Genomic DNA, 11,163 nt, shown 5'->3' with positions numbered 1-11,163 from the left:
GGAGCGACTCGTGGCGCGCAGTAATGCGGCTCCTACAACCCCCACCAAGCACCAGGAGCTGGTCTCCTGGGTCAATGAGATCGTGGCCCTCACCGAGCCGGAGCGGGTCGTGTGGTGTGACGGCTCCGAGGCCGAGTACGAGCGCCTCTGTGCGGAGCTCGTCGCCAAGGGCACGTTCACCAAGCTGGACCCGGCCAAGCGCCCCAACTCGTACTACGCCGCCTCCGACCCGAGCGATGTCGCGCGTGTCGAGGACCGCACCTTCATCTGCTCCGAGAAGGAGCAGGACGCGGGCCCGACCAACCACTGGAAGCACCCCGACGAGATGCGGGCCCTGTTCACCGGCGAGGGCGACGGCACCGGCGGCGTCTTCCGGGGCGCGATGCGCGGCCGCACCATGTACGTCGTGCCGTTCTGCATGGGCCCGGTCGGCTCACCGCTCTCGGCCATCGGCGTCGAGATCACCGACTCCGCCTACGTCGCCGTCTCGATGCGCACGATGACCCGGATGGGTCAGGCCGTACTCGACGAGCTCGGCACCGACGGCTTCTTCGTCAAGGCCGTGCACACCCTGGGCGCGCCCCTCGCCGAGGGCGAGGCCGACGTGCCGTGGCCCTGCAACACCACCAAGTACATCTCGCACTTCCCCGAGGCGCGCGAGATCTGGTCGTACGGCTCCGGCTACGGCGGCAACGCGCTGCTCGGCAAGAAGTGCTACGCGCTGCGCATCGCCTCCGTCATGGCCCGTGACGAGGGCTGGCTCGCCGAGCACATGCTCATCCTCAAGCTCACCCCGCCGACCGGCGGACCCGAGGCGGCCAAATACATCGCGGCGGCCTTCCCGTCCGCGTGCGGCAAGACCAACCTCGCGATGCTGGAGCCGACCGTCCCGGGCTGGACCGTCGAGACCATCGGCGACGACATCGCCTGGATGCGCTTCGGCGCGGACGGCCAGCTGTACGCGATCAACCCGGAGGCCGGTTTCTTCGGCGTCGCGCCCGGCACCGGCGAGCACACCAACGCCAACGCCATGAAGACCATGTGGGGCAACTCGGTCTTCACCAACGTCGCGCTCACCGACGACGGCGACGTGTGGTGGGAGGGCATGACCGAGGAGCCGCCCGCGCACCTCACGGACTGGAAGGGCAACGACTGGACCCCGGAGTCCGGCACCCCCGCCGCGCACCCCAACGCCCGGTTCACCGTCCCGGCCGGCCAGTGCCCGATCATCGCGCCCGAGTGGGAGGACCCCAAGGGCGTGCCGATCTCGGCCATCCTCTTCGGCGGTCGCCGCGCCTCGGCCGTACCGCTGGTCACCGAGTCCTTCGACTGGCAGCACGGCGTCTTCCTCGGCGCCAACGTCGCCAGCGAGAAGACCGCCGCCGCCGAGGGCAAGGTCGGCGAGCTGCGCCGCGACCCGTTCGCCATGCTGCCGTTCTGCGGCTACAACATGGGCGACTACATGGGCCACTGGCTCAACGTCGGCAAGACGGCCGTGGACAAGGGCGACGGCTCGAAGCTGCCGAAGATCTACTACGTCAACTGGTTCCGCAAGAACGCCGAGGGCAAGTTCGTGTGGCCCGGGTTCGGCGAGAACAGCCGCGTGCTCAAGTGGATCGTCGAGCGACTGAACGGCCAGGCCGAGGGCGTCGAGACGCCGATCGGCGTGCTGCCGACCAAGGCGTCCCTCGACACCGAGGGGCTGGGCCTCGCCGACGCCGACCTCGACTTCCTGCTCACCGTCGACAAGGACGTGTGGCGCCAGGAAGCGGCGCTGGTGCCCGAGCACCTCAACACCTTCGGCGACCACACCCCGACGGAGCTGTGGGACGAGTACCGCGCGCTGGTCAAGCGCCTCGGCTGAGCGCGGGAGGCGCCGAGAGGCGCCAAGCGCTACCGAACGACACGAAGGCCGGGACCCGCAGCTGATGCGGGTCCCGGCCTTCGGGCGTCGTACGCGTTCGTTCGGGACGGCTGCCCAGGATCAGATGTCCGGGGTCAGTCGCTCGGGATCAGATGCCCGGTCCCGGATGCCCGGGGTCAGCTGCCCCGGGACTCAGATACCGAGCGCGGCGGCGTGCGCGCCCAGACGTTCGGCGGCCAGCGTGGTTCCGTCCTCGTCGCCGCGCGAGGTGGCTACGACCAGCGCCTGGCCGGCGAGCATGTGGGCCCGCTGGTGCAGCGCGGCGGTACGGGCCGGGTCGGCGTACGCGGCGGGCTCGGCCCGCAGCGGGGCGCGGCCGCCGTTGAGCCGGGTGGCCTGCTCGGCTATCCGGGCGGCGGCGTCGTCGAGCGCCGGATCGGGGCTCAGCGCGCGCAGCTCGTCCGTCACGGTCAGCAGCGCGGTGAGGTGGCCGGCCAGCCGGATGTCCAGTTCCTTCTCGCGAGAGCGGTGCGGACCGCTGTTCTGGGCGTCGGCGGGCGCGGCCATGGAGTGGACCGATTTGGTGCGGATCGGCTCGTACATGGAAGGCCTCCTGGCAAGGGTGAGGAGACCATCCTAACTTAGACGGTGTCTAAAGTTGTCCCGCTTGCAGGCCTCACATCCGGGCGGCCGGGGATACGGGCCCTGGAACGGGCCGGGGCGGGCGCGGGGACCGTAGCCCCCGGCTGCCCGCCCCGCCCGCCCCGCCTGCCGCCCTGCCTGCCCGCCGCCGCAGCCCGCGTACGGCGCCGGCCCGTAGCCGTCAGTGCTGGCTGTACCCGTCCAGGAAGTTGCCGATCCGGGTCACCGCGTCCGTCAGGTCCTCCTTGTTGGGCAGGGTGACGATGCGGAAGTGGTCCGGCTCGGGCCAGTTGAAGCCCGTCCCGTGCACGATCATGATCTTCTCGGACCGCAGCAGGTCCAGCACCATCTGCCGGTCGTCCTTGATCTTGTAGACCTTGGGGTCGAGCTTCGGGAAGGCGTACAGCGCGCCCTTCGGCTTGACGCAGGTCACGCCCGGGATCTGAGTGAGCAGCTCGTACGCCGTATCGCGCTGCTCCAGCAACCGTCCGCCGGGCAGCACCAGCTCGTTGATCGACTGCCGGCCGCCGAGGGCGGTGGCCACCGCGTGCTGCGCGGGCATGTTCGCGCACAGCCGCATATTGGCCAGGATCGTCAGACCCTCGATGTAGCTGCTCGCGTGCGCCTTCGGGCCGCAGACCGCCAGCCAGCCGCTGCGGAAGCCCGCCACCCGGTAGGACTTGGACAGCCCGTTGAAGGTCAGGGTCAGCAGGTCGGGCGCGATGGCGGAGGTCGGGGTGTGGGTGACGCCGTCGTAGAGGATCTTGTCGTAGATCTCGTCGGAGCAGACGATCAGATTGTGCCGGCGGGCGATCTCTGTGATGCCGCGCAGCAGTTCGTCGTCGTAGACCGCGCCGGTCGGGTTGTTCGGGTTGATGACGACGATCGCCTTGGTGCGGTCGGTGACCTTGCGCTCGATGTCGGCGAGGTCGGGCATCCAGTCCGCCTGCTCATCGCAGCGGTAGTGCACCGCGGTGCCTCCCGCGAGCGATACGGAGGCCGTCCACAGCGGGTAGTCGGGCGACGGTACGAGGACTTCGTCGCCGTCGTCGAGCAGCGCCTGCATCGACATCTGGATCAGCTCGGAGACGCCGTTGCCGAGGTAGATGTCCTCGACGGACAGCTCGATGCCCTTGGTCTGGTAGTGCTGCATCACCGCACGGCGCGCGGACAACAGCCCCTTGGCGTCGCCGTAGCCGTGCGCGTCCCCGACATTGCGCAGCATGTCCTCAAGGATCTCCGGCGGGCACTCGAAGCCGAAGACCGCCGGGTTGCCCGTGTTGAGTTTGAGGATGCGGTGGCCCGCCGCCTCCAGCCGCATAGCCTCCTCAAGCACCGGGCCCCGGATCTCGTAGCAGACATTTGCGAGCTTGGTTGACTGGATCACCTGCATGACGGCCACCCTACGGGCGGGCGACGGGGGCCGCGCGGTGTTTTTCGCCACGTGGGGCGCGGTGCGGTCGGCCTCCGGCGAGCAGCGCGCTCCGAGCGTCGGCGAGCAGCGCTCCCCGGCCTCCGGCGAGCAGCGCGCTCCGAGCGTCGGCGAGCAGCGCTCCCCGGCCTCCGGCGAGCAGCGCTCCCCGGCCTCCGGCGAGCAGCGCTCCCCGGCCTCCGGCGAGCAGCGCTCCCCGGCCTCCGGCGAGCAGCGCGCTCCGAGCGTCGGCGAGCCGCGCTCCCCGGCCTCCGGCGAGCAGCGCGCTCCGGCCTCCGGCCAAGCCGCGCTCCCCGGCCTCGACGGCGAAATGCCCGTGCCCGCGCGAGATACCGCTACCCGCTACCCGCGCGATGAGCTACCGGGTGCCGCCGCCCGGCGGCTCCGACGTCGGCTCGTACATCCGCCGCTGCGCCGAGCAGTCCGGCATCTCCCGGCTGCTGGACGACCGGCTCACCGCGCTGCTCGGCGACCGCTCCGCGCGCAACCCGCGCCGCATCAAGCGGCTGATCAACGGCTTCCTGCTGGAGTGCCGGCTCAACCCGCTGTGGCAGGACTTCGGAGCCGAGGCCACGCTGCGGACGCTGCTGCTCCAGCTATCTTTACGCCGACTTCTACCGGACTTTGGTGGGCGGCGGCCAGGTGAGCGTGGGACGCGGTCAGCGAACTCCTCGCCTACCGGGCGGTGCGGCATGTGCTGCGGCCGGTAGGCGGGGCCGCCACCGCCGACGAATGGGCGAGCGCGACCCGGTTCTTCACCGACCACAAGGTGCCGCCGCCGGCCGTGAACGTCCCGACGGCTGGGACACCGCCCTGACCGAGCTGGATCAGGAACTCACGGACGGATTCCCCGCGTTGGTCCGGGACCAGAACTTCATCTCGCTGGTGGAGGAGCTGGTGCAGCTGCCGGAGCCAAGGACCTGATCCGGCGGCTACGGCAGCAGCCGCCGGCGGTCCGTGAGGTCTCCGAGCCGCAGCGGCAGGTGGTCGGCAGGCCCTACCACGGGCTGCGCATCCTGTGGATCGACAACCATCCGGAAGGCAACGAGACCGAGTTCAAGTGGCTGGTGGAGCACGGCGCACAAGTGCACAGGGCCCCGGAGCGGCGGCGCGCGGAGCATGTGCTCGGCGTCACCGAGATCGACCTCGTCATCTCCGACGTCGCGCGCGGCCCGGACCTCAACGCCGGCTTCAACGTGCTCGAACGCTGGCGGCAGGCCGGCACGTACACCGGCCCCGCCGTCTTCTTACACCCGCCGGGTCACCCCGTCGGACCAGGCGCGCGCCCGCGCACTCGACGCGGGCTGCACGGCGAGCCCGGCCGCGCTCTACCAGTACATCGACGACCGGATGCGGTCGGCGGCGTCACGGGGGCTGGGGCTGGGGGCGGGTACGGGTACGGGCGCGGGGCTGGGCCCCAGCCGGGGAGCCGAAACGCTCCCGCTCCCGCTCCCGCTCCCGCTCCCGCTCCCGCTCCCGCTCCCGCTCCCGCTCCCGCTCCCGCTCCCGCTCCCGCTCCCGCTCCCGGTCCCGGTCCCGGGGGACGAACCGTAACGCGGCGCGCGCCCACGGGGCACCCCTCCCGGATCTCCAGTGGTGTCACCCCCGATCAGCGGAGCTTGCGACTGCTGAACCGCACCTGAACTGTGCCCGCAGACCCACGCGAAGCCCCGCGGTCGTGCCCGACGAGACCGTCACTGACCGCTGCCGACAGCCGTGAATTGGACGGACAGGGCATGTACAGGGTGCGCGCAATGTGCGGCGGAGTTGCTGGTGTCGGCGGTGTCCGCTGTCGTGACCGCGGCGTCACTGGTGCCCTTTGTCTTGGGCGGAAGTGACTTCGTGTCAGACTCCGTTCGAACAAATATTCTGTAAACGTGTGTGCATGTACGGGGGATTGGGAACGTGGCTGTCACCGTGCCGGATTGGGCCGACACTCTGTTGGATCTGATCGGCGTCTCCTGGCCGAACGTCGATGAGGACGCCTACCGGGACATGGCGGACTCGTTGCGGGAGTTCGCGGAGGACTTGGCGGACGACGGGCATCTCGCCAACAATCATGTACAGCGTCTTCTCTCGTCCGGGCACGGCGAGGCCCTCGACGCCCTCAACGGCCACTGGGGCAAGGTCAGCAAGCACTTCAAGGACGTCGCGTCGGCCGCGCGCACCATCGCCGGGGCGCTGGACACGGCGGCCGGGGCGATCGAGGGCATGAAGGGCGCCGCAGTCGTCCAGCTCGGCTATCTGGCCGCCGAGGCAGGGATCGGGCTGGCACTGATCCCGGTCACCGGCGGCCTGTCCACGCTGCTCGGCGCTGCGGCGATGCGGGCGACCCAGGAGATCGTCAAGCGCCTGATCAAGGAGTGTGCGGAGGAGGCGATCGGCTACATCGTCTCGGCGATGACCGAACCGGCGGTCGCTGCCCTGGAAGGCCTAGCCGCCGACCTCGTGGTCCAACTCGGCGCCACGGCCATGGGCTTGCAGGGCGGGGTGGACCTCAACCAGGCCAAGCAGGCCGGCACGGACGGCTTCAAGGACGGCGTGCAGGGGTCCAAGGATGCCCTGCACCTGGCCTCAGCAGGCGGGGGAGGCGGAGGCGGCAAGGGGCTCCGCATCGAGCATGCCGAGCACGACCATGCCTCCACCCAGCTCAACGGCGTCAGCGTGACCATCCATGGCAAGACCACCGGCAAGCTCACCAAGGCCAAGTCCCACCACAGCCGCACCCGTGGCCGCGACAGCATCACCGATGCCATCGACCCGGTCGCGGACAAAGCCATGAACGCCCTGGAAAAGGCCGTCAAGACGATGGGCGACCACGTCGGCAAGACGCTGCCGAAGGCCGTCAAGCAGATCTCCACGGACCACAAGAAGACCGACGACGACATCAAGGACAGCTTCGCCAGGGACCACAAGAATGACGGCAGCGACACGAAGCGCACGTGGAGCGACGGTCCGGGCGGTAAGGGACGAGATTCGTCCGCCCGTACGCAGCCGAACTCGCTCCGCGGTGCCAAGGACGACCCGCGCGGCAACGGCGTCTCGCTCGAGAAGCGGCGTTGCGAAACCGACCCGGTGGACGTGGCCTCCGGCCAGATGGTGCTGGCGCAGACCGATCTGGCGCTCCCGGGCGTGCTGCCTCTCGTACTCCGCCGCACGCATGTCTCGGGATACCGCTACGGCCGCTGCTTCGGCCGGAGTTGGGCCTCTACGCTCGATGAGCGTGTGGAGCTCAACGTCGATGGTGCCGGGACGACGATCTGGGCTCGCGAAGACGGCTCCCTGCTGATCTATCCCAGGCTGCCGCGAGACGCGAACGAGCGGGTATGGCCGGTGGAGGGGGCTCGCCTGCCGCTGGAGTTCATCGAGCGCAGTGACCTGGGTGACGTCACCTATGCGGTGACCGACCCGCACTCGGGGCTCACGCGCCGATTCGTCGGCAACCCCTTCCACGGGACCGCGTTGTACTGGCTGCGGTCGATCGAGGACCGTAACGGCAACGGCGTCCAGATCCAGCGCGACGCGGATGGGCTGCCCACCTCGGTGGTCCACGACGGTGGTTATCTGGCTGCCCTGACGTCCGACCCCGGCACCGGACGTGTCACGGGTCTCTCGGTGCGCACCCCCGACGGAATGCGGCCGCTCACCTCGTTCGGGTACGACGAGGCGGGGAATCTGGAGTCCGTCACCAACTCCGCTGGCAGGCCTCTGCGGTTCACCTACGACGCACACGACCGCATCACCTCGTGGACGGACCGGAAAGGCTCCACGTACAACCTACGTCTACGACCTGGCGGGCCGGATCGTGGCGACCCGGGGTCCGGACGGCTTCCTCTCCTCCCACTTCTCCAACGACACGGAGAACCGCATCACCCGCTACACCGACTCCACCGGAGCGGTGACCGTCTTCCATCTGAACGAACTCGGCCAGGTGATCGCCGAGACCGATCCGCTCGGGAACACGGTGCTGCGGCAGTGGGACCGGTACGACAACCTCATATCGCGCACCGACCAGACGGGCAACACCGGGCACTTCACGTGGGACGAGCACTCCAACCTGACGTCGATGCGGCTCCCGGACGGCAGCGAGTCCTCGGCCGTGTACAACGCGATGAACCTGCCCGAGGAAGTCACCGGTCCCGACGGGACGAGCTGGCGTCAGAGCTACGACGACCGCGGGAACCGCATCAGCGTCACCGCGCCGGACGGCTCGGTGTCCTATTTCGGCTATGACGGGCTGGGAGCCCTGATATCGAGGACGGATCCGACCGGTGCGACTGAGCGGATCTCCCACAACGGCGTCGGCGTTCCGCTTTCGGTCTCCGACGCCCTGGGACACAGCTACGCGGTCATCCGCGACGCCTTCGGCCGGCCCGTGCAGGGCACAGACCCCAACGGGGCCACCACCTCCATGGAGTGGACCCCTGAGGGATGGCTCTCGCGCCGTGTCGGGCCTGACGGCACTGCGGAGTCCTGGACGTGGGACGACGAGGGAAACTGCGCCTCCCATACCGACCCGACCGGTGCCACGACCCGCTTCGAGTACACGCACTTCGACCGGCTCGCGGCCCGCGTCGGTGCGGACGGCGCCCGCTACGAGTTCTCGTACGACACCGAGCTCCGTCTCACCAGGGTGCTCAACCCGCAGGGGATGACCTGGGCCTACACCTACGATGCGGCGGGCAATCTGGTGTCGGAGAGCGACTTCGACGGTCGCACGGTCGCGTACACGCACGACCCGGCCGGCCGGGTCGTCTCCCGCACGACTCCGCTCGGCGAGCAGATCGCCACCAGTTATGACGCGTGTGGCCGCATCGTGTCGAAGGATGTAGCCGGGCGCGTCACCCGGTATACCCATGACGCGGCCGGGCGCTTGGTGGGCCTGGCCGCGCCGACGTCCACGCTGGTGCTCGAGCGGGACGCCCTGGGCCGCCCGCTGTCCGAGACAGTGGACGGGCGGACAACGAAGTACTCGTACGACGCGGCGGGCCGTGTAATCCGCCGTACCACTCCCACCGGGGCGGTGTCGGAGTTCTCCTACGACGCGGTGGGCATGCGCACCGGGTTGAGCAGTGGTGGCCACGCCCTGTCCTTCACCCGCGATGCGCGGGGCCGCGAGCTCACCCGCACCTTCGGCCAAGCCGAGCGGCCGATCACTCTCACCTCGGCCTGGAATGAATCCGGTCGCCTGGCCTCACAGGTTCTGGCCACCCCCGACCGCACCCTGCGTGCCCAGAGCTACGGCTACCGGGCCGACGGCTGTCTGGAACGGGTGACCGACGACCTTTCGGCCACGAGCAAGGTCTTCGAGCTCGATCCGGTCGGTAGGCCCCTTCAGGTCACCGCCGAGAACTGGACGGAGACGTACGCCTATGACGTCGCGGGAAACCAGACCCGGGCGGAGTGGCCCGACCGTGCCCAGCGCGGCGAAGGACGGGGGGCGCGCTCCTACGCGGGTACCCGCCTGCTCACCGCCGGGGCCATCCGGTGCGAGTACGACGCGGCGGGACGCACCGTCGTCCGGCAGAAGTCCCGGTTGTCGAGGAAGCCGGACACGTGGCGCTACGCCTGGGACGTGGAGAACCGGTTGGTCTCCTGCCGCACGCCCGACGGCGTGCTGTGGACGTACGCCTACGACCCGCTGGGACGTCGCACGGCCAAGCGCCGGATGGCGGACGACGGCCGTACGGTCCTGCATTCCATCCATTTCGTCTGGGACGGCACCCGCCTCGCCGAACAGACCGACACGGCGAATCACGCCACGACCACCTGGGACTACGAGGGCTATCGCCCGCTGACGCAGCTCGAACGCCGGGTCGGCCTCGACGCGGAGCCGCAGCACGATGTCGACTCCCGCTTCTTCGCGATCGTCACCGACCTCATCGGCGCCCCCAGCGAACTCGTCGACGAGGAGGGCGAGATCGCGTGGCGGACGCGGACCACCGTGTGGGGTACGACCGCCTGGAATCGGGACGCGGTGGCCTATACCCCGCTCCGGTTCCCGGGCCAGTACGACGACGGTGAGACGGGGCTCTACTACAACTGCTTCCGTCACTACGACCCCGAAACCGCCCGCTACGTCAGCCCGGACCCTCTGGGACTCGAAGCGTCACCGAACCCGGTCGCCTACGTCACCAATCCCCACGTCCGTATGGACCCCGAGGGCCTGATCGCCAAGGGGTGCACGGAGGATGGAGGCTGGTACAGCGGTATGAAGCCCTCGAATCTGCTGGACGAGAACAAGAAGCGCAGGACCACCACCGACATGGACATCAACCACATCCCGGCGAAGGCGTCCTATGCCCACTTGGGAGAGCCCGGGTTCAAAACGAGCAAGGACGGCGGCGGGGCGGGCATGGGCCCGGCGATCAGAATGGAGCACGACGACCACGTCGATGTGAAGACCACCGGGTCGGATGGTGCTGCGGTCGAGTGGCGGGCCGCGCAGCGCCAGCTGATCGACAGCGGGCGCTGGGACGAGGCGATGAAGATGGATATCGGCGATATCCGGGGCCTCTATGGTGACAAGTATGACGGCCACATCGCGGATATGGTGGAGAGCCTCAAGAGCAATAAGAAATTCCAGGCCATGCTGGAGAGCCGTGGCTGGACGATAAACTACGAAATCCTGAAATAAACGAAATGAGTGGTGGCGATGGACCTCGTGTTGGATCCGCCTCGCGGAGTGGCACCCGTACGGCTCGGGATGACGCTCGACGAGACCGTGGCGGCGCTATCCGTCTGGGGCAAACCCAGGGTGCTGTCCCGCCCGAACCAGACCTTGGTGAATATCGGCATCTCTCTGGACAGGGTGAGATTCCAGGTCCTCCTGGAGAAGGTGAACTGTGTCACGGCGATCCAGTTGTGGTGGCCCGGGGAGGGACGGGAATCGAGTACGCGGGTGCTCCTGGAGGGGGACGATGTCTTTTGCACCCCGGCCAGGAAGATCTTCAGGCGCGCGGTCGCGCGTGGCTGGACGGTTGACCAGTCGGAGTTTGACTATCCATTTATCCCCGGAGTTTCGATTGGGTTCACCCGGCAGACCGCGCAGGAAGTCCCTCGCTATTCCGACGGAAGCCTGATGTATCTCACCTCCGTCCTGGTCGGCGACGAAAAGTATTTCGACTTCCACTACAAGAACAACGACTGAAACGGGACGACCCGGACCGGCGCCGCCCGAGGTATCAGCAGTTCCTCCTAAACCAGTGTCCCGGCTTCGAGGTCC

At 68.9% G+C, this 11,163-nt stretch carries 9 protein-coding genes; 6 read left to right on the top strand and 3 right to left on the bottom strand.

Annotated elements, in window-relative coordinates; all coding sequences use genetic code 11:
* The first annotated feature begins 10 nt into the window (after positions 1-10).
* A complete protein-coding gene (locus tag QMK28_RS12750; RefSeq protein WP_326437221.1) occupies positions 11-1,864 on the top strand; it encodes a phosphoenolpyruvate carboxykinase (GTP) in 1,854 nt (617 codons plus the stop codon).
* 192 nt (positions 1,865-2,056) lie between these two features.
* Here QMK28_RS12750 and QMK28_RS12745 read toward each other — a convergent pair whose 3' ends face one another.
* The 3 genes from QMK28_RS12745 to QMK28_RS12735 all read right to left on the bottom strand — a co-directional run bounded on the left by QMK28_RS12745 (position 2,057) and on the right by QMK28_RS12735 (position 4,221).
* Entirely contained in the window at positions 2,057-2,467 is a 411-nt protein-coding gene (locus tag QMK28_RS12745) for an SCO4983 family protein (RefSeq protein WP_326437220.1), read from the bottom strand.
* A gap of 220 nt (positions 2,468-2,687) precedes the next feature.
* A complete protein-coding gene (locus tag QMK28_RS12740) occupies positions 2,688-3,899 on the bottom strand; it encodes a pyridoxal phosphate-dependent aminotransferase (RefSeq protein WP_326437219.1) in 1,212 nt (403 codons plus the stop codon).
* Positions 3,900-3,909: 10 nt separating this feature from the next.
* The gene (locus QMK28_RS12735) at positions 3,910-4,221 is read right to left on the bottom strand and encodes a hypothetical protein (protein WP_326437218.1); all 312 of its coding nucleotides are present in this window, start codon (positions 4,219-4,221) and stop codon (positions 3,910-3,912) included.
* Between the two features lie 70 nt (positions 4,222-4,291).
* Between QMK28_RS12735 and QMK28_RS12730 the strand changes: the two genes are divergently transcribed.
* The 5 genes from QMK28_RS12730 to QMK28_RS12700 all read left to right on the top strand — a co-directional run bounded on the left by QMK28_RS12730 (position 4,292) and on the right by QMK28_RS12700 (position 11,088).
* Entirely contained in the window at positions 4,292-4,648 is a 357-nt protein-coding gene (locus QMK28_RS12730; RefSeq protein ID WP_326437217.1) for a hypothetical protein, read from the top strand.
* A gap of 22 nt (positions 4,649-4,670) precedes the next feature.
* A complete protein-coding gene (locus QMK28_RS12725) occupies positions 4,671-4,862 on the top strand; it encodes a hypothetical protein (RefSeq protein WP_326437216.1) in 192 nt (63 codons plus the stop codon).
* A 981-nt stretch (positions 4,863-5,843) separates the two neighbouring features.
* Positions 5,844-8,171 carry a DUF6531 domain-containing protein gene (locus tag QMK28_RS12720; protein WP_443050710.1) on the top strand — a complete coding sequence of 776 codons (2,328 nt, stop codon included), beginning with the start codon at positions 5,844-5,846 and terminating at the stop codon, positions 8,169-8,171.
* Positions 8,172-8,349: 178 nt separating this feature from the next.
* The gene (locus QMK28_RS12705) at positions 8,350-10,575 is read left to right on the top strand and encodes an RHS repeat-associated core domain-containing protein (protein ID WP_443050712.1); all 2,226 of its coding nucleotides are present in this window, start codon (positions 8,350-8,352) and stop codon (positions 10,573-10,575) included.
* 18 nt (positions 10,576-10,593) lie between these two features.
* A complete protein-coding gene (locus QMK28_RS12700) occupies positions 10,594-11,088 on the top strand; it encodes a hypothetical protein (RefSeq protein ID WP_326437215.1) in 495 nt (164 codons plus the stop codon).
* The last annotated feature ends 75 nt before the right edge of the window (positions 11,089-11,163 follow it).

The sequence above is a fragment of the Streptomyces sp. H27-D2 genome (assembly GCF_035828615.1).
In the GTDB taxonomy this organism is placed as follows: Bacteria; Actinomycetota; Actinomycetes; order Streptomycetales; family Streptomycetaceae; genus Streptomyces.
The sequence above is the reverse complement of the archived record's forward strand: the minus strand, read 5'-3'. Positions and strand labels throughout refer to the sequence as shown.